Raw genomic sequence first — 21187 nt, forward strand, 5'->3', positions numbered from 1 at the left:
ACAATCAGGGCGGCAAGTCAATCTTAAATAGGAATGATGGTATACTGCGATAAATTAGCATTTCAAAATTTTTGTATACATCCTCATAGCAAAAGTTGGTCAAATATTGATATTGATGAGTAGTATATGAATTATAAACCGTACATTCCCATTCCTCCAGAACTAGAACCTTATCGAGACAGAATTGAAGCGACGATACGGCCTTTTATTGAAATTACAATTGAGAATAATGACCGGGTAGATTGGTGGCAAAGTAAATTTGGTGGTTTGCCTTATTTACCAAAAGGTTTTGATTATCCAAAAAGTTCCGAAGGTGACTATTTATTTTTTATTGCACAGATTAATTTTGCCGAAGTACCTCTATTGGAAGGTTTCCCAAATCAGGGTATTGTGCAGTTTTATATCAGTTATGAATTCCCGTATGGTTTGAACTATGACAATCAAACAGACCAATCTGGATTTAGAGTTTTATATTTTCAAGAACCAGGCTTGAATGTAGAAAATATAATCACAAACTTTAATTTTTTGCCTAAAAGAGAAACAAATCTTATTGATGGCTGTTGTAGTTTAAATTCTACTCAAAAATATGCACCAATAAGTTACAGTGGCATCAATCAAATTGTTGGGGATGATTATTTTGACCTATTAGATACTAATGAAGGAATATTTGACGAGTATATAAAGCTATCATATTCTTGGCGTAGTAAGATAGGTGGTTATCCAGATTATATTAGAACAAAATTAATTTATGGTGTTCATACAGAAGAAAAAACGACAGAATTTTTGCGATATGCAATTGAGCAAGACCCAGAAATTCTTTTGTTTCAAATGGTTAGGGAATCTAATGATGTGTTAAGTATTAACTGGATAGCCGATGTATGTAATTTTCACATTTTAAAAGACGACCTTAAAAAATTAGACTTTAGCGATATTATCTATGACTGGGAATGTTAAAAATATAAACAGTCCATGCTAATATAGATGGCAGTGAAGTTGATGTCTGCGGTATAGTTTCCGCAATATCTCATGCTAATTCAAGTTTTTTATGTAGAGAGCCAAGTAGCTCTGCTCAAGGAGGATGGCTGGTGTTAATAGTTCCAGCCATGAACGGTTAGATGTTGAGGCTACGCTAACCGAAGTTAAAAGGCTCCAATTTGACCGCGCACATCGTGACGCCTCTGGATTGTTCTACATCGAAGGCGTGCGTAACTTTGTAAAAGTCATTGACAACAATTTTGACATTTCAGCGATCGCATTTAGTGAGAAACTGCTCACAGCGCCTTTAGCACGGAAACTAGTTCGGCAATCTCGGCGTTCTGGTGTTCCTTGCATCAGCCTGACACCCGAACAGTTTCGACGTGTTTCTCAAAGTGAACGTGCTTCTGGAGTTGGTGCAATTGTTCGTCAGCGCTGGTTCAAGCTGCGTGATATCTCGCCACAACCTGATTTGTGCTGGGTGGCTCTTGAAACTGTTCGCTCACCAGGAAACCTCGGAACCTTGATTCGTACATCAGAAGCTGTTGGCGGTGGTGGGTTTATTTTTATTAAAGATAGCGTAGATCCCTTTGCTCCCGATGTGATTCGGGCATCTATGGGTTCCCTCTTTAACCAGAAGTTTGTACGCACAAGCTTTTCTGCGCTCCGTCATTGGGTACAGAACCACAGCTGTCCTGTTATTGGTGCTTCACCAGATGGGATGTCTGAATTGCATCAGTTTAATTATCCCAATTCTACTCTTCTTTTCCTGGGCGAGGAGCGCCAAGGTCTAACCCCAGAACAGCGAAACTTATGCCAGCATCTTGTTCGGATTCCGATGGTAGATGCGGTTGACTCTCTCAATCTTGCTGTAGCAGGTAGCCTCTTAATGTATGAGGTTTATAGGTCAAGAACATAATGTGTGAAGTGACACCCAACATCAATCAAGTTTTGTGTTGGGTTGCACTTTGCTTAACTCAACTTACATCAGCAAATGTTAAGTAACTTCGTTGAATTTAAACAACTACGAATTAAAAATGCACACAACATCTCAACCCGATCCTGTTCGCTTAGAAATATTTAAAAATCTCTATCAATTTATTGCCGAACAAATGGGAATTGTTCTTCAAAACACGGCAACATCAGTAAATATCAAAGAAAGGCTAGATTTCTCCTGCGCTATCTTTGACTCTTCTGGATTATTAGTAGCAAATGCCCCTCATATTCCCGTACATTTAGGCTCAATGAGTGAAAGTGTCCGCAGTTTAATTAACGATAAAGGCGACACCCTAAAACCGGGGAATGTCTATCTATCTAATAACCCCTATAACGGCGGTACACACCTCCCTGATGTCACTGCAATTACACCAGTTTTTTTAGAAAGTAGTGAAAATAATCCATGCCCAATGCCCATCTTTTTCGTTGCTTCTCGCGGACACCAAGCAGATATTGGTGGAATTACTCCCGGTTCAATGCCTCCCCACAGTACCACAGTAGAAGAAGAAGGAATTCTTTTTGATAATTTTCTCTTGGTTGAAGAGAGCAATTTTCAAGAACCCGCAGTCAGAAAACACATCTCAAATCATACTTATCCTGCTCGTAACCCCGATCAAAATATAGCTGATTTCAAAGCACAAATTGCCGCAAACGAACGGGGAGTTCAAGAACTTTCTAAAATGGTTTTACAATATGGGCTTGATACTGTTAAAGCTTATATGACATTTGTGCAAGCTAATGCTGAAGAATCTGTTAGACGTGCGATCGCAGTTCTCAACGATGGCTCATTTACTTATAAAATGGACGATGGATCGCAAATTCAAGTTAAAGTAACAATTCACCCAAGAAATCGCAGTGCTACCATTGATTTTACTGGAACTTCTCTACAACTAAATAGTAATTTTAATGCTCCCAAAGCTGTAACTCAAGCAGCAGTCTTATATGTCTTTCGTACTTTAGTTGATGATAATATTCCTCTCAATGCCGGGTGTCTTAATCCTCTAGAAATTATTATCCCGGTTGGCTGTATGCTCAACCCAACCTATCCAGCCGCAGTAGTTGCGGGTAATGTCGAAACTTCTCAAACTATTGTGGATGCATTATATGGCGCTTTGGGTGTTATGGCTGCTTCTCAAGGAACGATGAATAATTTTACTTTTGGTAATGAACAATATCAATATTATGAAACTATCTGCGGCGGCTCTGGCGCAGGAATTAATTTTGATGGTACTGATGGTGTTCATTCTCACATGACTAACTCTCGTTTGACCGATCCAGAAGTTTTAGAAACCCGTTATCCTGTACTTTTAGAAAGCTTTAGTCTTCGTCCCGATAGCGGTGGCAAAGGAAAATATTCCGGTGGTAATGGAGTTGTTCGCCGCATTCGATTTCTTGAACCGATGACAGCCAATATTCTCTCTGGTCATCGGGTTGTTCCTCCCTTTGGATTAAATGGTGGGAAAGCAGGAAAAGTAGGACGCAACTGGATACAACGTCAGAATGGAATTGAAGAGAATTTAGACAGCACAGCAACAGTAGAAATGAAAACAGGGGATGTTTTTGTGATAGAAACTCCTGGCGGCGGTGGCTTTGGTAAATTCTCTTAAAAATCAAAAATTGCTATAAGCTAGCTTCAACTTCCCTAGAAAATTTAGCATGGCTGAAACCACAGCATCCGGCGACTCAATTAAGAAGCCATGACCACCACGTTCGATGACTACAAGTTCAGCATTGGGAATACCTTGAGCAAGCTGTTTGGAAAACTTTAGCGGAGTGAGAATATCTTGTTTACCAACCATAACTAAGGTAGGACAATGAATTTGTTGGAGGCGGTCTATTGTGTCACTACTAAGGATGGCTTGGCTGTGATGATAAAGTGAATGAGTCGCAGGTGGGAAAGGATATCTGATAGCAAATTCAATCAGACCTTCGATCGTGTCAGGAATTGAGTAGAAGGCATCTGTAAATATCCAGGGCAATATGACTTTTTCATAAAGTTTTAGGTCTACATTACTAGGAAGTTCGCCCCAAGTCTCGATGATGCTGTTGAATAATGCATCACCTTTTGCTAAAGATGAGAGTAGCATCAGACTTTTTACTTTTTCAGGGTGTGCTAACACTAACTCTTGGGCTATCTGACTACCCATTGAATGACCTGCTAGATGCACCCGATCGATGCCGATGCGATCGAGCAATGCTGCAACGTCACTAGCCATTTGTTTCAGACTATAGGGGTTTTCGGGAGCAGAACTTCTCCCCATACCTCTGTTATCCAAGCGAATGACTTGATACTGCGAAACCAGCGATGGCATAATCAGCGACCAATAAGCATGATCGCAAAGAAAGCCAGCTATTAATAGCAAAGGCTCACCCGTTCCCTTAATGTCGTAGAACAAATCAATCCCGTTAATCTGAACCTTGGGCATAGTAAATAATTCTGCTAAACCTTATTTTTAAGTAGGGATAGACAAGGCTAAACTCCTACGTCTTGAATTTCTCGTCCACCGGAATCTGATAGCCATTGGCGAGGCGATTGGTCATATTGGCAGTAGCTGCGATCGCCATTAGTTCCCCGAACATAGTATCATTCATACCCTTGGCACGCGCTGCCGCTGTGTGCGAGGCGATGCAATACTCACAGCCATTGGTTACACTCACAGCAATATAAATCAATTCGCGCATCAGTGGATCGATCTCACCAGGGCTAACCATCACTTCCTTTAATGCTTGCCAGGTTCGTTGCAGGGTGGGGGGATGGTTGGCTATAGCTTTCCAAAAGTTATTGATGTAGTCATTCTGACGTGTAACCCGGATGTCGTCATACACTGCACGTACTTCGTCGCTGGCTTCTTCGTATTCGATCAGCTTAGTCATGTTTTAATTCACTCTAGTAATTTACAGGAGTGGGGATTATGAAAAATCGCTTCTGCTTGATAACATCTTGCAGTGTGTAGCACCACAGGCAGTGTACAGATTCAGTAAAGTACTGCTCATCTTCTTTACAGTACTTTCCACAAGTGTAACAGAATCGGTGTTTGGCTGCGTTGCTGGTACTTTGATCCATTGGTCAAAATCTCCATTTTGTTACTCATATTCAAACCACTCAGTTGGTGTTAGATAAAATTGTGCCTTCGCTAAAAATCTGATAAGAGACAGTGCATTGAGTAGCAAATGAGTAGGAATGTGACTGAATTGGATGAAAAGCTTGTTATGACGCGGTTTACTCCTATTTTTACAAACCGCGGCATTGGCTTCTTAACTCCAGTTACAACAACATCCTGCTTTTGTTATGACTATTTTTGAGTAGCGAATAAATAGCAATATACACGAACTATAGCGATTTACTGAAGATTTCACTAAAACAACAGAAGCAACGCATCTGTGAATGTTAGACTACTAGGTGCGATCGCAGATCATCCAGTGGAGATGCCGAGTTCGTGGGAATCAGGGGTTTTGTTGGTGTGGGCTTGTCAGGAACAAATTCAAAGCGAATTCGGATTTTACCTTTCTGCCAGCCGCCACCTTGAGCCAGTAAAAGCTTACAGTTCGCACCATTCACAAGCCAGTCTGAAGCCTTATCCTCTTGTAAGTTGCTGTTTCTATACACTAAATACTTCAAACGTTGCATCAATTCTTCACCTGTTGATGTTGAAGCCCCAGTCAAGTTAGCATCCTGAGCCATAGAAACAACATCCTCATCGGACAGAAAAATTTGATCGCTCATTTAATTTTCTCTTTCGGTAAACAACATGGCGGATCAAGCGCCAACTCGATCCGCTTTTCCTAAGTTTTCCCACTAACCACCAATTACTAAGCAACAAAAATAATTAATCATAGATAGATGAGCCGTTTTTTTATCGCCCTTTTACCACCGCAAGATATTCAAGACTACGCCAACGAGATTAAGCAGTATTTTGCCGACCGCTATACTAGTAGCGGAGCGTTAAAGTCTCCGCCTCATATTACCCTGCAACCGCCCTTTGAATGGGCAGATGCTAACTTGCCAGTGTTAGAAGCATCCTTGAAGGAGTTTGCCAGTGAACAACAGCAAGTAGCAATTACACTTAAAGGGTTTGATGCCTTTGCACCTCGTGTCATATACATTAACGTCGTCAGAAGTCAAGAGCTTTTAACTTTGCAAGCTGATTTAATGGCTTATACAGAAAGCAACTTGAGAATTGTTGACAAGGTTTCTAAAACCCGCCCTTTTGCACCCCATTTAACGGTTGCATTTCGGGATTTAACAAAGCAGAATTTTAAAGCTGCTTGGCCAGAATTTGAAAATCGTCAGTTGCATTTTGAGTTTACTGCTGACAAATTAACCTTGCTGCTTCACGACGGGAAGCGCTGGAATATTAAATCGGAGTTTGTTTTTTTTGCTACTGAGCAAGGAAAGAAGAAGCAATAACTAGCGATCGCAATTCCCTTTTGCCAAAATAGTGAAGGTTTCTGAAATTTTTGATCGAGGGAAATTTTATGAAGTATAGTGCTGATGATATTGTCGTGGATAAATGGGCAGAATCGAAGCAAACACCAGACGGAAAATGCAAACAAATCTGGGATATTATTCTCAAAAAACCGATTGTTGGAACGACTAACATAAAAAATATTTCTCAAGAAATATCCCACGAAGATTTTGACGTTTTACTAAACATCAAACAAGGGAAGCATCTTACAGTTTTTGTAAGCTTTTATATGGATACAAATCTTTACAGTCACGATCCCATTGTTTTTAGTATATTCAAAATGTTTGAAGATATTGAGCGATTGTTGGGCAAGATTGATACTATCCAAGGACAAAAAAGGGAAGATAGATGGAGTCCTTATAAACTAAGTAAAAAAACTGAAAGTAGTTAGTTTAGATGCAAATATTAGTATCAGTCGTAGACATCGCAATTTTCTTTTACAAAATAGCAAAGAGCGATCGCACAACTACAGAGAGCCGCTTGCAAGCTAGTATAAAGGAAACATTGCGTAGTACGATCGTCAATATTTGAGAATAAGCGATCGCATCTCTTTCTTTTTCACTTTCTGTAGTCGCATACGTCGAACGTCTCAAAAAGTTGCAGCTTGTCGTCACACATCGCTTAACCTTCGGAACGCCTTGCAAATAAGAAATGTTAGATTTATTTATTTCTACTTACCTAATTTTTGTAAAACAAGATACATTAAATGGTAGTTTAATCGCAAAGGAACCAAAAAGCATGGCCGTTAGTAGCCCTGAAGTCATCCGTCATATATTGATCGGATTGGGATATTTAGCTCCTGAGATCGATCCTAAGCCGGATCTGACTAAATTTGCTCCCTGGAAGCGGAATAACAACTCTTTGACAGACGATCCTACTGAAGAAGCCATTAAAAAGTTTCAGAAACAGTATTCACAAAAACTTGTGGTTAATGGTAATGCTGATGCAGAGACTCGAACTGTCATGGAAGAAACAGTCAAAGGGCTTCAGAATAGATTGAAGTTTCACGGTTTTGCAACCAATGCCGAAATTCCTCCAGATAAGCCTTTTTATGGCCCAGCTACTTATACAGCAGTCAAGAAATTTCAGAAATCTCAGGGTTTAACTGAAAATGGGATTGCTACTATTGAACAGCGGCAAATTCTACAGCAACCAAGTCTCACAGATAAACCCCAGACTCCGCCTCAGTCACAACTAAAACTGATAGATTTGTGCTTTCAATTCAAAAAAAATCCTCAAAATCCTTCTTACATTGCAGCGTTAAATAACTTACAACAAAATCTACCCAAGGACGTTTTACACAAAGTTACTAACAAATGGAGGGGGACAAACGATCAAAATCCTGAGATTGTCAAGCTGACGAATCTTTTTACTTATTATGATGACAATAATGCAAACCATCGTGATGCACTAAATCACTTACAAAGTCAGATTACCCCAGCCATATCTCAAGCATTTTTAAGTCTTTGGAATAAGAAGTAACAAATGGGACGTACAGCAGAATTCAGAATTCAGAATTCAGAACTAAAACTTTGTATCTCCAACTTGAAATCTGCTGTATATGGGCGTAATCTGCTTTTCCACATCTGAATACCAATTCAAAAAATGTTTACAGACAGAATAAGCCCACCTGCGCTGACGCGCACCCCTTAGTAAGGGCAGGGCTGGTGATATCTATTATCTATGTGTTGCATTCTTTTTTCAAATTGGTATGACATACGAGAATTAAAAACCAGGTTTCTGATCTCTGCTGAGTCGGAAACCTGGTTTTTTAACAATGCTGAGTTTTGAGTTCTGAATTCTGATTTAATACTCAATTCCCGGTTGTGCTTTCACACCTTGATCGCGGAAAGGGTGCTTAACTAGGGTCATTTCAGTTACTAAGTCAGCGCGCTCAATTAAAGCAGGTGGTGCGCCTCTACCTGTGAGAATAACATGTTTGTTAGCGGGTTTTTGTGCCAAACCGGCTAAAACGTCTTCTACTGGTAAGTAAGCCATTTTAAGGGCGATATTGATTTCGTCTAACAACACTAGATGAAAGTCTGGGTTGCGGATGTATTCTAATGATTTTTCCCAGGCGGCGCTAGCTTTGTCAAGATCGCGATCGCGGTCTTGAGTTTCCCAGGTAAAACCTTCGCCCATTGCGTGAAATTCTATCTGGTCTTCCCAATAACTGAAAACCCTTTTTTCGGAAGGTTCCCAGCTACCTTTGATGAATTGGACGATCGCTACTTTATACCCATGACCGAGCGATCGCAACACCATCCCCAAAGCGGCAGTAGTTTTACCCTTACCGTTACCAGTATTTACAATAATTAACCCTTTTTCTGGTACAGCTTCTGCTATGCGCTTGTCTTGCACTTCTTTACGTCGCTGCATCTTTTTGCGGTACTGTTCATCAGTCAGAGATGAAGACATTACCTCATCAATTAAGCGCCCAATTTCTTGGTCTGGGTTCAATTCTTTTGGTGTATCGTGTTTCATCAAGCTTGTCTAGAAATAACTGTTAAAAGTGTTGAAAATGAACCAAAATCGCCTTACTTATCCAATTTCACTTACATTACTTGATTGGAAATGTCCAGTAAGCTTTCATGTGAAATATTAATAGTGTGTTAGCTTTATTAATGATTTGCAGACAGGTGGAACTATATATGATACACAAGCTGAACTTATAATTTGAGTTTACTATTACTGTTTTAAATAATCTAATATGTTCATTAAAGCATTTTACCAGTAAAATTTTATTATTATCTTCTTTAGTACAGGAATGAATTAGATACTTTAAGTATCATAAGTATGATGTCTAATATCATGAGTTATGCGTTTATGGATCTTGTTGTTTCCATTTTTCCCATAAAGCCTGCGTATCCTCTGGTTGCCCGTCATAGTTGAGCAATTGGTCTGAAATTATCACCCATGACTGGGCACTGCGTGTCCAAATATTACCCACTGGGCGTAACCAACTTGTATCATCTAAGGTTCCAGCTTTGACATTGATAGTATTTGGATTGTAAGTTCTTTCATGGAATAATCGCGTTCCGCAGTCACCACAGAATAGGTTATTTACCTCACGTCCGCTATCATTTTTCCGAGTCCAAGCTTTCGGTTTTCCCTGAACAATTACAACAGCATCTCGTAGTACTGTAAGGGACATACCAAAGGCACTAGACGATTGTTTTTGACACTCCTGACAGTGACATAGGTAAAGTGTTAACGGTTCGGCATTAATTTCATAACGAATCTGTCCACATTGACAACCTCCAGTATATGGAAGACTCACAGGTTTTATCTCCTAACAATTTGTATCACCTTATTGTAACTAAAACTATCTCAATCTTAAAGCGGGTTTTAATAGACACAAACAGAAGACATGAGAATTACGATAAACTTTTCATTATTTACACTTTCCTAAATCTTCCTCATTCTTCATATTCATCCGATTCATCATCCTCACTCCAATACTGTTGAGGTGCATTTCCGTGAACTTCTAAAATCTTAGGTTTTTTGATTTTGTGATCGGGTGAATTAATAGCTTCTAACTGCACATCAAATTTCCAATTGTCGCCAAAATCATAAAGATAGGTCATTTTACCACCTGTTTCTAGAGATAAATCACCAATCTGCACTTGGTCGGCAAATGGGGGGGTTTCCATGTAGGCATGACCGATTTTTATGATGCGACCAAAATGGTCTTTATAACTAAACTCGTACAGGTGATCGTAATCAAAGTCAAAAGCATCGAGAATTATTTCTGCTAGCCAGCTTAATGGTTTTTTTGCTGGTATGGCAATGCGTCGCCAAGCCTTAAAAAGGGATACTTTGAAAATATAAATACCATCAATGAAGCCTTGCTTGGGAACAAGTAAATTATGCTCCCATTCTGGAAAAAATGGTTGGAAATATGACTGCAATTTTCCAAAAGTCACATTCACATCATCCTGTAATTCTCCTCGTATACCCAGTGGAAAAAGTAATTGCAACAGAGCATCACCAAAGGGCAAGCGTTGTAAACCAGTAATGCGCCACCCCTTGCCTTCTTGTGGTTTGCCATGTTTGATAGATAACAATCCAAATAACTCTAACAGTGCAACATTATGCAGTCCAGGGTAATAACTAATATTGTTTTGATCTTCATATTTAGAAAAATTTAAACCTTTATCTGGGACGCAGGGCCAAAGTTGAATACATCTAAATAAATTCCCTAATGAATCTTGATGTTCACCCAAAACTTCGTTATTTCCCCAAATCAACCAAGCTTCTAATAAGTTGAAATATCGTTCTGTTAGATTGAGGCTTGACCATGATTGCAAAGTTGCTGCATCTAAAACTAAAACCTGCTTCTTCCCTTGGGATCTAATTTGGGCTATTCCAGAACTGCGTAATAACAGATATAGTCCATTAATGTAGGGGTATGATTTCTGTACAGGGCGTTTGAGTTTAGTTTCAATTGGGTGACTTAACCGAGAATTAACTTCTGATAAGACTTTTAGCGGTAGAAGGTTATTAATACTACTAACTTCCACTCCGTTTGGTTGTAAGAAATCTATTAGGGTTTGAAAGTCATGCAAAACCGTACCGGGTTGATTTTCATCAATAGTGAGTTCTTGGAGGAGTTGTTGTTGTGACTCTGTTAGAGAAGGCAGTTCAGGATTGAGTGTGCGTTCTAGTCGCGCAAATAAATCTTCCATAAATAAAAATTCTAAATTCTAAATTCACAATTTAAGCTTCTGTGTAACCTGTTTTATTTATACTATTACTACAGAATTTCTCCTGATAAACATTGACCTGCCAAGTGTCACAACAGGACTATCAACACCGTAAGTTTAATGAAATGTGAATGATAATATTTTCACCTTCTACTTGACAATCCCAGAAATTTGATATGAATAGTAACACTCGCCTACAGATGATTTTAGCTGATACACGTATTAATACAGTATTACCTGCGATCGCTCAACTAAATCTACCTAACTGGTGGTTAGCCGGGGGTGCAGTCCGAAACACCGTTTGGTCTTCAATTTTTGGCAATGACTGTGGGTTAGGTATTAAAGATTTCGATATTGCATTCTTTGATATAGAGGGGAACCGTTCCCAGGAACTAGCAGCAAAGGCTACTCTCACAGAACAATTTCCTGATGACAAGTTTGATGTCAAAAATCAAGCCAGTTTTGCTCGTTGGCGTCTTGGTAGCAGACCTTATACTAGTACAGAGGATGGCATCACAGATTGGCTGCACACCGCTACTGCTGTGGGAGTTCGACTAAATGCTCAAGGACAATGGCAATTTTTCACACCTTACGGGTTGGATGACCTATTTGGTGGCATAATTCGACCTACGCCAACGCATACTCATAATTTGGATGCCCATAATAAGGCATCTGGATTTTTACAGAAGTGTCCTTATCTGCGGTTGGCGTAAAAGTTACAGTCAGATTTTAGCCGCTAGTTTCCATTACAAGGAAATAATCGCTTTTTAATTTACAACCCTTGGATACCGAAGCGCAATGTTAATAATTTTCTAAGTACTGGGAATAATTAAACTAGAACCCCTTTCACGATAGAACAGGGATGATGCTAATTTTATAACTTTATAGGCAAAAATCAATGCCAAATCTTACTGGATACCAAATCAACTCGACTCTCCACGAAGGAATCCAAACAATTATTTATCAAGCACAAACTCCAAAAACGCAACAGCGAGTTATCCTCAAGCTGCTTAAAAATGAATATCCGACCCTTGAAGCCTTTACTCGCCTTAAAAATGAGTATCAAATCCAGCAAGGTTTAGACCATCCCAATATAGTTAAAGCTATCAGTCTAGAAACCTTTGAAAACCGTGTTGGATTATTGTTAGAAGACTTTAGTGGTCAGTCTTTATCTCAACTGCTCCAAATAAAAAAACTTGACTTAATTAACCATTTAAAGATTGCTATTCAACTGACTAAAGCTTTAGATTATTTGCATAATAATCAGATCATTCATAAAGATATCAAACCTAATAACATCATAATTAACTCCCAAACAGGTATTGTTAAACTCGCTGACTTTGGTATAGCCTCCCGTCTCAATAAGGAAAATCCCCAATTTAATAACCCTAACTGCGTTGAAGGCACACTTGCCTATATGTCTCCTGAACAAACTGGGAGAATGAATCGCATTCTTGATTATCGTACTGATTTTTATTCCCTTGGTGTGACTTTATATGAAATGCTCACTGATAAAACACCATTTGTTAGCCAAGATCCCCTAGAAGTAGTTTATAGTCACATTGCAGTTCAAGCGAGAAACCCGCAATCGTTTAATTCACAAATTCCTACTGCCATCTCTGAGATTGTGATGAAGTTGATGGCAAAAAATGCGGAAGACAGATATCAAAGTGCGACAGGATTATTGGCAGATTTAGAATCATGTCTCAAGCAGTTAGAAACTAGGGGAATCATCACTGATTTTGTGCCAGGTCGTTTGGATATATTGAGCCAGTTATTAATACCTCAAAAATTATATGGTCGTGAAGAACAAGTTAATGAACTTTTAGCTGCATTTGAGCGAGTTACATCTGGAACTAGTGAAATGATGCTAGTGTCTGGCTATTCTGGGATTGGTAAATCAGTTCTCGTCAATGAAGTTAATAAACCCATTACTCGCAAACAAGGGTACTTTATTTCTGGTAAATTTGACCAGCTAAAGCGAAATATACCTTATGCTTCTTTAATTCAAGCCTTTGCATATTTGATGCGGTATTTGCTGACCGAGAATAATGAAAAAATAGAAATATGGCGTAATAAAATATTATCAGCTTTAGGGACAAATGGAAAAGTTATTACTGACGTAATTCCAGAAGTAGAATTAATCATCGGGACACAGCCAGAATTTGCCCAAATTGGGGCAACAGAATCACAAAATCGTTTCAATCATGTTTTTAAAGAATTTATCCAAGTTTTTACTCAAAAAGAACACCCATTAGTCATATTTTTAGATGATTTACAATGGGCAGACTCAGCCACTTTAAATCTAATTCAACTGCTCATAACTGATACAGACAGCAAATATTTTTTATTTATTGGGGCATATAGGGATAATGAAGTTAGTTCAGCACATCCTTTAATCCAAAAGATAGAAGAAATTAATAAAAGTGGCACGGTTGTTAATAATATTGTATTACAACCTTTAAATTTAGATAATGTAACTCAGCTAGTTGCCGAAACTCTCCAGGAAACAGAGGTTAAACAGAATGAAGAGACTAGAGCCTTTAACAAAGAAATTATTAAATTAGCTGAGTTAATTTGTAACAAAACAGGTGGAAACCCATTTTTTATAACACAACTAATTCAGGCACTTCATCAAGAAAAGCTGTTAACATTTGATTTTGCTAATGCTAAATGGCAATGGAGTATAGAGGATATTCAAGCGATTGGAATTACCGATAAGAATGTAGTTGAATTAGTTGCCAGCCGAGTTGAAAAACTACCACAGTTCACCCAAGATGTTTTAAAATTAGCAGCTTGTGTGGGTGACAGATTTAGTTTGGATGTTTTATCGATAGTCAATGAAAAATCACCTTCTTTAACAGCAAATGATTTACACTCAGCTTTGCAAGCGGGATTAATTCTGCCTTTAAGTGAAGCTTACCGCATTCCCTTAGTTTTTAATCAAGAAGAAACGGTTAATTTAAATTTTGACACTTCACGGGTGGGTTACAAGTTCTTGCATGACAGAGTACAACAAGCAGCATATTCTTTAATTCCAGAAGAACTCAAGAAATCTACTCACCTGAGAATTGGACAATTGCTTCTTCAAAATATACCTAAAGAGGAAATAGAAGCTAATATTTTTGATATTGTCAATCAGTTAAACGTAGGTATTGTTAACCTGATAGAGCAATCTGAAAAAACTGAATTGGCACGATTAAATTTAATTGCCGGGCGAAAAGCTAAAGCTTCTACAGCTTACGAAGCTGCTCTTAAATATTTCACAAATGGGATAGAACTTTTAAATATAGACGCTTGGCAAACTGAATATACCTTAACCATCGGTTTATATGAAGGAGCCGCAGAGGCAGCCTATCTGGGTGGTGATTTTGAGCAGATGCAAAAATGGGCTGAGGTGGTGCAGCAAGAAGCAAAAATTCTTTTAGATAAAGTGAAAGTCTATGAAGTACAGATTATCGCTTCTATAATTCAAAGCAAGCAATTGGAAGCTATTCAAATAGCAGTATCAATTCTGCAATTATTAGGAATAAATTTTCCAGACGAACCAACATCAACTGATATTCAACAGGGTATGGATGAAATTGCTGTTTCTTTGAAAGGGAAAGCCATTGCAGATTTAATTAATTTACCATTAATGACCGATCCTAACAATATTGCAGCCATGAGAATCTTAATGGGAGTTCTTCCCGCGGCTTTTCAAACTGCTCCTGCAATGATGCCAATTATTGTCTGTAAAATGGTCAATTTGTCCTTAAGCTATGGGAATACAGCTGTATCTGCTTATGGTTATAGTCTTTATGGATTACTTCTTTGTGGAGTTCAAGGAGAAATTGATTCTGGCTATAAATTTGGAAAATTAGCTTCACGCCTGGTATCACAATTTAATGCTGAAGAACTTAAGGCTAAGATTTTGACGGTTGTTAGTGCCCATGTTATGCATTGGAAAGAGCATGTTAGAGAGACATTAACATCATCAATGTCAGGATATTCTAGTGGTTTGGAGACTGGAGATTTAGAATATGCTGGTTATTGTGGTTACATTTATCCCTATCATTCATTTTGGCTGGGTAAAGAACTTTGGGTTCTAGAAAAAGAACTAATAGCTTATTGTGATTCGCTGAAAAAAATCAACCAACAAGTAGCTTTCACTTGGAACTCAGTATATTTGCAAACAGTCCTGAACTTGAAAGGAAGTTTTGAAAATGTGGACTGTTTAATTGGAGAAGCCTACGACGAGCAAAGTATGCTGCCAATTCATCAGCAAGTAAATGATCTTTACACAATTAACCACTTATTTGTTAATAAGCTAATGCTCTCATACATATTTGGGGAGTATTTTAAAGCTGTGGAAAATGCTGCGATCGCAGAAAAATCTTTAGGTGGTGTTACAGGCTTGTTTGTTGTTCCAGTGTTTTATTTTTACGATTCTTTAGCCCACTTAGCAATATATCATACTGCTAAAGAGTCTGAGAAGCAAGCTATTCTAGAAAAAGTCCAAGCTAATCAGCAAAAGATGGAACTCTGGGCTATTCATGCTCCCACAAATCACTTACACAGATTTTATCTCGTGGAGGCAGAACGGTATCAGGTTTTGGGTCAAAAGCTAGAAGCAATGGACTACTATGAAAACTCGATTGCTAAATCTCAAGCAAACGGTTTTCTTCAAGAAGAAGCTTTAGCCTATGAGTTAGCTGGAAAATTTTATCAATCTTTAGGTAAAGAATTAATTCATCAAACTTATATAACTAAAGCCTATTATGCCTATATTCGTTGGGGTGCGATCGCTAAAGTTAAACACTTAGAATCAAAGTATGTTTTTCTAGTAGGACAAACTACTACCATAGAAAACACTAGTTCAAAAATTGATACCACTCATATTACCACTAACACTACTACTAATAGCAGCTTGAGCGATTTTCTAGATTTTAATGCATTCATTAAGTTTTCACAAGCGATTACTAATGAAATTGTTTTAGAAAACCTATTGGGTAAGCTGATCCAAATTTTATTAGAAAATGCTGCCGCACAAAAAGCAGCACTACTTCTACTTAAAGATAATCAGCTATATATTGAAGCTTCTGGAAATGCTACTGATGATGTTGTGACGGTTTTACGTTCTATTCCTGTTGAAACTTATCAAGATTTACCGCTGTCTGTAATTAATTATGTTCTCAGAACTCAGCAATATATTGTGTTAAATGATGCAATAGTTACAGAGCCTTTTAATTTTGATATCTATATCCAAAAATCTCAAACAAAATCAATCTTTTGTTTGCCCATTATGTACCAATCACAGCTTACTGGTATTATTTATTTAGAAAACCAGTTATCATCAGGAGCTTTTGTTCTAGAAAGGGTAGAAGTATTAAAAGTCTTAGTTTCTCAAATGGCTATTGCCATAGAAAATGCCAGCTTGTACACAAAGGCGCAAGACAAATCTAAGGAATTAGAACAATCGATAAAAGATTTACAAGAGGCACAACTACAACTTATCCAAAGTGAAAAAATGTCTTCTCTAGGAAATTTAGTTGCAGGCGTAGCACACGAAATAAACAACCCCATCGGTTTTATTACAGGTAGTATTGCCCAAGCAAAAGATATTGTTAAAGATTTAATAGACTATCTGCAACTGTATCGAGAAAAATTCCCCAACCCTGGCGCTGAAATTGAAGAAAAAGCTGAAGAGATAGATATAGATTTTCTGCTAAAAGATTTACCAAAAATGATTGACGGCATGACGGTAGGCACACAGCGCATTCGTAATATTAGTACCTCTCTCCGTACTTTTTCTCGTGCTGATACTACCTCTAAAGTGTTAGCTAATATCCATGAAGGTATTGATAGTACTTTGATGATTTTACAACATCGTCTGAAAGCCGATCATAATCGTCCTGCCATTCAAATTATTAAGAATTATGCAGATATCCCATCAGTAAAATGCTATTTGGGACAATTGAATCAAGTTTTTATGAATATTATTGCAAATGCAATTGATGCTTTAGAAGAAGCAAATATCGGTCGTGATTTTTTAGAAATTCAACAAACATATCCTAATATTATTACTATTGACACTAATCTACAAGTAGATAATGAAAACGTAGTAATTAAGATTCAAGATAATGCCAAAGGAATGACAAAAGAAGTTAAATCCTGTATTTTTGAGAATTTATTTACCACCAAATGTGTAGGAAAAGGTACGGGATTAGGATTATCTATTAGTCGGCAAATTATAGTTGAAAATCATGGTGGAAATTTGACTTGTGAATCAGTTTTGGGAGAAGGGACACAATTTATAATTTCTATTCCCATTTTAGGAGAATAAGTGAATTTTGATAGTTTTAGCCGCAGATTCTCGAATTTTCAAAGGAGTTGAGACGTTTATCACGAATCTTTCAGAATTGCTATAGTAATTCTATTTAATTTCTGAAAATTGGTAAACTTTAATTCATTTTGCCGTTAATCAAACTATGTAAGTAGTAACTTTATTACTTAATCAAATCAACACAAACTTAGTCACAATTAACACTTGTATCTTATTAATTAACTGTTATAACTAATTGTATACATCAAATCTTGTACATACTAGCTTTGTTATTTACTAGAAAATAGCTTTTCTAGCGGATATAAAACATAATTGCTAGCCAAAATGCAAGCATATTGCCAGTTTTCATAAGCTAAAAACTAATAGCCTAAACTTTAGTTTATGGGAAAGTACAAGATGCGAAAATCGTAAATAATTAAGGAAGTCATCTTGTGGAAAAAAGAAGAGAAAATGGGGGAATAGTTTCAAAGGCTATTTCGTTCTTGTTAAATCGTATAAGTTTGATTGTGCTTGCAGTCACTCTTGTGCTGTTTGTTGGAGGTAAGTTTGAACTAGCAAGTGCAACTCAACCTAACGCAGAACTAGAAATTCAAAAATTAACATCCTGTTATGCTCTGGGAACTGACGCTATTGGTAGAGGAAATCTCCAAGAAGGAAAGAATATTTATCGGGATTGTTTTACTCAAGATTCAGTTCTCACTGCCATTTTTCCTGATGGGGCAACTCAAACAAATTATGGGACAGATTCTTGGGCAGATTTTGTCTATTCAGTATTTCAAGGAAATGGTTATACAGCTACTCAACACTTGATGGGTACAATAAACATTTCAGTTCAAAATAATCAAGCAACGATGACTTCTTACCTCCATGCGACTCATAAACGCTCGGAAACCAGCATTGATGTCGCTAATGGCACTTATGAAGATCAAGTCGTTAACAGAAATGGGCGCTGGAAAATTCGTAATCGTACCCTTAAACTCATTGATTTCTTGAATCTAAGTTCGCCAACTACTGCTTCTTCAAGCACTAATGCCCGAAGCACTAATTCCTCAGCCACCTTTGTAAGACCAAATATACCTCGTATAAAAGAATAATTCTTTAGATTGGAATAACACGAATACGGGTTGGATAAGTATTCTTTACTTCCCTTATGACCTGGAAAAAGGGGTGAATTCAAATATTCACCCCTTTTTTATTTGCCACTTGAGTAAAATATAGTGCAAGATAAACAACCTTTGCAGTCAATCTTTATTCTGCTTGATATATGAATAGAGAAGTTCGCGATCGCTTTGAGGATTTACAATTAAGCATGGACTATTACCGTGACTTCCATTACTTACAATCACTACAGTAATGCCCATCCGGGGACAAACTCCCAAACAACTGGTGCTAACCACCCGAAAATCACCCCATAATCCCTCAAATTTTAAACGAGATTTCAACCAATTCTCTAAATCTTCAGAAGTCGTTGAGCCTAACCGCTCGTTTGCACATTGCGAACACACAAGCACTAAACCAGATTCCCATCGGGGAGAAACAGTTGGAATAGAAGTTTCTAATCGAGTATTTATTAGAGGCGATAGTTGCTGAGAATTGGATGCAGACCTCTTGAGGATACGTTTGAGTAATGCTTTAATACGCTGTAAGAATTTTTTCATGGACTACCCCATCTATTTCTCTGACAAGATAGTGTAAATTTCCTGTTTAGTCTGTTCTAGTAGATCGCCCAAGAAATGCTAGTCTATGCCAAGTCGTTGGTAGACGATTAGCATCACTGACGGTAGCCACAGATTTAAATCCTCAATGTAATCATCCGTATCTAGCATTTCAATATCATTGATACCATCAAGGTAATCGTCAGCATCAATTTGAAAATTCAAAAAACTTTCAATCAAATAATCAACGCGAGAAACTTCGGCTATTATTTCCCGGCATTCATCTACGGAGGGTAGGGAATGTGACCCCCCATAGTGATGCTTACCTGCAACAGTTCTGAGGGGACTATTATCATGCCAAGTACTCAGGTTTGAAATTTACGGTTGCGTCAGCGTTTAAAGTTGTTGCCTTTCCTAACAAATCACTACGCACTTCATCATAGGCAAGAGCGCCTGCTGCATTAGTTCCAAATGGAAAGCTGTAACTTGCTGGGCAATTAGCAACGGAATATCGCCAGACAAGGTAGCGCTATGGATTGGGGATACCGTCGAGACAGTTTTGCGTTTCTACTGCCATCCAAACGTAGTCGAGTCCGAGTGCCCAGATTTTTGATCGGAATACCGCTCAAATGCTACTCAAAAACAGTCATAAACTAAAGCAGACTGTCTGTTGTAACTGGAGTTAAGAAGCCAATGCCGTGGTTTGTAAAAATTGAAGAAGGGAAAGTCGATAAACCTACCTTTGACCAATATGTACCTGCCCACAAAGCCTACATTCGGGAATTGATTACTAAAGGACACAAAGCGCGAACAGGCTATTGGGTGGAGCAAAGAGGCGGAATGTTACTGTTTGAGGCAGCCTCAAAGGAGGAAGCGGAAGCAATTGTGGCTGATGACCCCTTGGTAAAACACGGCTGCGTCAACTATCAGCTTTATGAATGGCGAATTGTTATGGAATGACACACACTTACTGACTTTTAATGTTATGCTTATTGAAGACCTGGATCTATGCGATCGCAACACCCAAATCTTGTCAGAACCGGAAGGTAGCAGCAACACGGGAGGCTTGTGGTAGGCGTAGTCTCCGGGTCGCCCTATTTTTAGGAGCGGTCAGCAACCATGCCTGGTTTTGGAGATATTGTTCAAAAAGCTTTTTACCTCGGTGTTGGATTAGCTTCTTACGCGGGTGAGAAAGCAGGGGGAAAATTAGCCGAAGTGCGATCGCAAGTCCAAAAACTGGCAGATGAAATGGTGGCAAAGGGCGAAATGAACACAGAAGAAGCCCGCCGCTTCGTTGAGGACATGATGAAGCAAGCCCAACAAGCTCAACCATCTGTTGAAACTTCACCAGAAACGCCCCCTTCTCAACCTCGCCGCATTGAAATTTTAGAGGAAGATGAAGAGCCAACAGTCAAAGAGGCGTCAAATGATGAGAATGTAGATAAATTGCGCGATGAAGTGCTAAAGCTGCAAGACGAGTTAAAACGATTGCAACGCGATCGGTAAAAAGCATTCTTTGAGCAAAATATCAGTAATAAGTGGCATTTTGACATGACACTTCGGATAAAAACTTGATAAGATACATTGCCTAGTGTGTATCTTAGTGCTTCAAGCCAGATAACACAAAGCGTCCTGTTTATAGCCTGCAAAGGTGTCAAGTTTATGGAACAGTGGCAAAAAGATTTAGTAGAAATCGTCGAAACAGTGGCTGATGAAGTAGAGCGCTTCTTCCTGGGAATGAGTGAAGTGGTAGACGCATTTTTTGAGCTAACGGAAGAAGTCACCGAGCAAGTACATAATAATATTGTTACTGAAGTCGATCAGTATCTACAGGATTTGGCTGAACCGATGTTAGAAGCTTACTGGGAACTGGAAGACATGGTAGCAGATGTAGATCCGGGTTTTCCTTATTCAGTTGAACCTACATCTGAAAAAAATCCTGCCTGTATCGGTTGTAGTCATTACCACGGTCAAGTTTATGGTGGTAATTTGTTAGTTTGTGCTATGCATCCCCACGGTTGTGAAGATGAGAATTGTCCAGACTGGGAGAAGGAAGAGTATTAA

At 38.4% G+C, this 21187-nt stretch carries 21 protein-coding genes and 1 other RNA gene; 13 read left to right on the top strand and 9 right to left on the bottom strand.

Features of this window, described 5'->3' with window-relative positions; genetic code table 11:
• Window positions 1–126: 126 nt before the first annotated feature.
• The 3 genes from V7K53_RS26020 to V7K53_RS26030 all read left to right on the top strand — a co-directional run bounded on the left by V7K53_RS26020 (window position 127) and on the right by V7K53_RS26030 (window position 3578).
• Window positions 127–954: a YwqG family protein gene (locus tag V7K53_RS26020; protein WP_335200410.1), complete on the top strand. Its 828-nt coding sequence runs from the start codon at window positions 127–129 to the stop codon at window positions 952–954.
• Between the two features lie 124 nt (window positions 955–1078).
• Window positions 1079–1894 carry a TrmH family RNA methyltransferase gene (locus V7K53_RS26025; protein ID WP_335200411.1) on the top strand — a complete coding sequence of 272 codons (816 nt, stop codon included), beginning with the start codon at window positions 1079–1081 and terminating at the stop codon, window positions 1892–1894.
• A 118-nt stretch (window positions 1895–2012) separates the two neighbouring features.
• Window positions 2013–3578 carry a hydantoinase B/oxoprolinase family protein gene (locus V7K53_RS26030; protein ID WP_335200412.1) on the top strand — a complete coding sequence of 522 codons (1566 nt, stop codon included), beginning with the start codon at window positions 2013–2015 and terminating at the stop codon, window positions 3576–3578.
• A gap of 3 nt (window positions 3579–3581) precedes the next feature.
• Here the strand turns inward: V7K53_RS26030 and V7K53_RS26035 are convergent, their stop codons facing one another.
• The 3 genes from V7K53_RS26035 to V7K53_RS26045 form a co-directional block, all read right to left on the bottom strand.
• Complete coding sequence (locus V7K53_RS26035; protein ID WP_335200413.1) at window positions 3582–4397, bottom strand: alpha/beta fold hydrolase; 816 nt, start codon at window positions 4395–4397, stop codon at window positions 3582–3584.
• Between the two features lie 55 nt (window positions 4398–4452).
• Complete coding sequence (locus tag V7K53_RS26040) at window positions 4453–4845, bottom strand: carboxymuconolactone decarboxylase family protein (RefSeq protein ID WP_335200414.1); 393 nt, start codon at window positions 4843–4845, stop codon at window positions 4453–4455.
• A 514-nt stretch (window positions 4846–5359) separates the two neighbouring features.
• Window positions 5360–5695: a KGK domain-containing protein gene (locus V7K53_RS26045; protein WP_335200415.1), complete on the bottom strand. Its 336-nt coding sequence runs from the start codon at window positions 5693–5695 to the stop codon at window positions 5360–5362.
• A 117-nt stretch (window positions 5696–5812) separates the two neighbouring features.
• Between V7K53_RS26045 and V7K53_RS26050 the strand changes: the two genes are divergently transcribed.
• Window positions 5813–6379 carry a 2'-5' RNA ligase family protein gene (locus V7K53_RS26050; protein WP_335200416.1) on the top strand — a complete coding sequence of 189 codons (567 nt, stop codon included), beginning with the start codon at window positions 5813–5815 and terminating at the stop codon, window positions 6377–6379.
• Between the two features lie 68 nt (window positions 6380–6447).
• On the top strand, window positions 6448–6828 hold the full coding sequence (locus V7K53_RS26055) for a hypothetical protein (RefSeq protein ID WP_335200417.1): 381 nt from the start codon (window positions 6448–6450) through the stop codon (window positions 6826–6828).
• Between the two features lie 46 nt (window positions 6829–6874).
• On the opposite strand, the gene V7K53_RS26060 is transcribed toward V7K53_RS26055, so the two are convergent.
• On the bottom strand, window positions 6875–7030 hold the full coding sequence (locus V7K53_RS26060; RefSeq protein ID WP_335200418.1) for a hypothetical protein: 156 nt from the start codon (window positions 7028–7030) through the stop codon (window positions 6875–6877).
• 145 nt (window positions 7031–7175) lie between these two features.
• Between V7K53_RS26060 and V7K53_RS26065 the strand changes: the two genes are divergently transcribed.
• On the top strand, window positions 7176–7919 hold the full coding sequence (locus V7K53_RS26065; protein ID WP_335200419.1) for a peptidoglycan-binding domain-containing protein: 744 nt from the start codon (window positions 7176–7178) through the stop codon (window positions 7917–7919).
• Window positions 7920–8243: 324 nt separating this feature from the next.
• Here V7K53_RS26065 and cobO read toward each other — a convergent pair whose 3' ends face one another.
• The 3 genes from cobO to V7K53_RS26080 all read right to left on the bottom strand — a co-directional run bounded on the left by cobO (window position 8244) and on the right by V7K53_RS26080 (window position 11125).
• Window positions 8244–8921 carry a cob(I)yrinic acid a,c-diamide adenosyltransferase gene (gene cobO, locus V7K53_RS26070; RefSeq protein ID WP_194043048.1) on the bottom strand — a complete coding sequence of 226 codons (678 nt, stop codon included), beginning with the start codon at window positions 8919–8921 and terminating at the stop codon, window positions 8244–8246.
• A gap of 340 nt (window positions 8922–9261) precedes the next feature.
• A complete protein-coding gene (locus V7K53_RS26075; protein WP_335200420.1) occupies window positions 9262–9717 on the bottom strand; it encodes a GFA family protein in 456 nt (151 codons plus the stop codon).
• Window positions 9718–9856: 139 nt separating this feature from the next.
• Window positions 9857–11125: a plasmid pRiA4b ORF-3 family protein gene (locus V7K53_RS26080; RefSeq protein WP_335200421.1), complete on the bottom strand. Its 1269-nt coding sequence runs from the start codon at window positions 11123–11125 to the stop codon at window positions 9857–9859.
• Window positions 11126–11319: 194 nt separating this feature from the next.
• Between V7K53_RS26080 and V7K53_RS26085 the strand changes: the two genes are divergently transcribed.
• From V7K53_RS26085 to V7K53_RS26095, 3 genes are all read left to right on the top strand, one after another.
• A complete protein-coding gene (locus V7K53_RS26085; protein ID WP_335200422.1) occupies window positions 11320–11856 on the top strand; it encodes a nucleotidyltransferase family protein in 537 nt (178 codons plus the stop codon).
• 185 nt (window positions 11857–12041) lie between these two features.
• Window positions 12042–17468 carry a trifunctional serine/threonine-protein kinase/ATP-binding protein/sensor histidine kinase gene (locus V7K53_RS26090; RefSeq protein WP_335200423.1) on the top strand — a complete coding sequence of 1809 codons (5427 nt, stop codon included), beginning with the start codon at window positions 12042–12044 and terminating at the stop codon, window positions 17466–17468.
• Window positions 17469–17899: 431 nt separating this feature from the next.
• Window positions 17900–18562 carry a nuclear transport factor 2 family protein gene (locus V7K53_RS26095; RefSeq protein WP_335200424.1) on the top strand — a complete coding sequence of 221 codons (663 nt, stop codon included), beginning with the start codon at window positions 17900–17902 and terminating at the stop codon, window positions 18560–18562.
• Window positions 18563–18709: 147 nt separating this feature from the next.
• On the opposite strand, the gene V7K53_RS26100 is transcribed toward V7K53_RS26095, so the two are convergent.
• Both V7K53_RS26100 and V7K53_RS26105 read right to left on the bottom strand, forming a co-directional pair.
• Window positions 18710–19126 carry a (2Fe-2S) ferredoxin domain-containing protein gene (locus tag V7K53_RS26100; RefSeq protein WP_335200425.1) on the bottom strand — a complete coding sequence of 139 codons (417 nt, stop codon included), beginning with the start codon at window positions 19124–19126 and terminating at the stop codon, window positions 18710–18712.
• A gap of 78 nt (window positions 19127–19204) precedes the next feature.
• Window positions 19205–19348 (bottom strand): hypothetical protein, encoded by a 144-nt coding sequence (locus tag V7K53_RS26105; RefSeq protein WP_335200426.1) that lies wholly within the window; start codon window positions 19346–19348, stop codon window positions 19205–19207.
• Window positions 19349–19816: 468 nt separating this feature from the next.
• Between V7K53_RS26105 and V7K53_RS26110 the strand changes: the two genes are divergently transcribed.
• From V7K53_RS26110 to V7K53_RS26125, 4 genes are all read left to right on the top strand, one after another.
• Window positions 19817–20083, top strand: a complete 267-nt coding sequence (locus V7K53_RS26110; RefSeq protein WP_289795594.1) for a YciI family protein — start codon at window positions 19817–19819, stop codon at window positions 20081–20083.
• Window positions 20084–20120: 37 nt separating this feature from the next.
• Window positions 20121–20217, top strand: an RNA gene (gene ffs / locus V7K53_RS26115) — signal recognition particle sRNA small type.
• Between the two features lie 25 nt (window positions 20218–20242).
• Complete coding sequence (locus V7K53_RS26120) at window positions 20243–20629, top strand: phasin family protein (protein ID WP_289795595.1); 387 nt, start codon at window positions 20243–20245, stop codon at window positions 20627–20629.
• A gap of 156 nt (window positions 20630–20785) precedes the next feature.
• Complete coding sequence (locus V7K53_RS26125; RefSeq protein WP_334701037.1) at window positions 20786–21187, top strand: hypothetical protein; 402 nt, start codon at window positions 20786–20788, stop codon at window positions 21185–21187.

Source organism: Nostoc sp. (genome assembly GCF_036917355.1).
Taxonomy (GTDB): Bacteria; Cyanobacteriota; Cyanobacteriia; order Cyanobacteriales; family Nostocaceae; genus Nostoc.

Coding starts and splice junctions, on each gene's coding strand:
- V7K53_RS26020 (WP_335200410.1), top strand. CDS start 127: ATGAATTATAAACCGTACATTCCCATTCCTCCAGAACTAGAACCTTAT.
- V7K53_RS26025 (WP_335200411.1), top strand. CDS start 1,079: ATGGCTGGTGTTAATAGTTCCAGCCATGAACGGTTAGATGTTGAGGCT.
- V7K53_RS26030 (WP_335200412.1), top strand. CDS start 2,013: ATGCACACAACATCTCAACCCGATCCTGTTCGCTTAGAAATATTTAAA.
- V7K53_RS26035 (WP_335200413.1), bottom strand. CDS start 4,397: ATGCCCAAGGTTCAGATTAACGGGATTGATTTGTTCTACGACATTAAG.
- V7K53_RS26040 (WP_335200414.1), bottom strand. CDS start 4,845: ATGACTAAGCTGATCGAATACGAAGAAGCCAGCGACGAAGTACGTGCA.
- V7K53_RS26045 (WP_335200415.1), bottom strand. CDS start 5,695: ATGAGCGATCAAATTTTTCTGTCCGATGAGGATGTTGTTTCTATGGCT.
- V7K53_RS26050 (WP_335200416.1), top strand. CDS start 5,813: ATGAGCCGTTTTTTTATCGCCCTTTTACCACCGCAAGATATTCAAGAC.
- V7K53_RS26055 (WP_335200417.1), top strand. CDS start 6,448: ATGAAGTATAGTGCTGATGATATTGTCGTGGATAAATGGGCAGAATCG.
- V7K53_RS26065 (WP_335200419.1), top strand. CDS start 7,176: ATGGCCGTTAGTAGCCCTGAAGTCATCCGTCATATATTGATCGGATTG.
- cobO (WP_194043048.1), bottom strand. CDS start 8,921: ATGAAACACGATACACCAAAAGAATTGAACCCAGACCAAGAAATTGGG.
- V7K53_RS26080 (WP_335200421.1), bottom strand. CDS start 11,125: ATGGAAGATTTATTTGCGCGACTAGAACGCACACTCAATCCTGAACTG.
- V7K53_RS26085 (WP_335200422.1), top strand. CDS start 11,320: ATGAATAGTAACACTCGCCTACAGATGATTTTAGCTGATACACGTATT.
- V7K53_RS26090 (WP_335200423.1), top strand. CDS start 12,042: ATGCCAAATCTTACTGGATACCAAATCAACTCGACTCTCCACGAAGGA.
- V7K53_RS26100 (WP_335200425.1), bottom strand. CDS start 19,126: ATGAAAAAATTCTTACAGCGTATTAAAGCATTACTCAAACGTATCCTC.
- V7K53_RS26110 (WP_289795594.1), top strand. CDS start 19,817: ATGCCGTGGTTTGTAAAAATTGAAGAAGGGAAAGTCGATAAACCTACC.
- V7K53_RS26120 (WP_289795595.1), top strand. CDS start 20,243: ATGCCTGGTTTTGGAGATATTGTTCAAAAAGCTTTTTACCTCGGTGTT.
- V7K53_RS26125 (WP_334701037.1), top strand. CDS start 20,786: ATGGAACAGTGGCAAAAAGATTTAGTAGAAATCGTCGAAACAGTGGCT.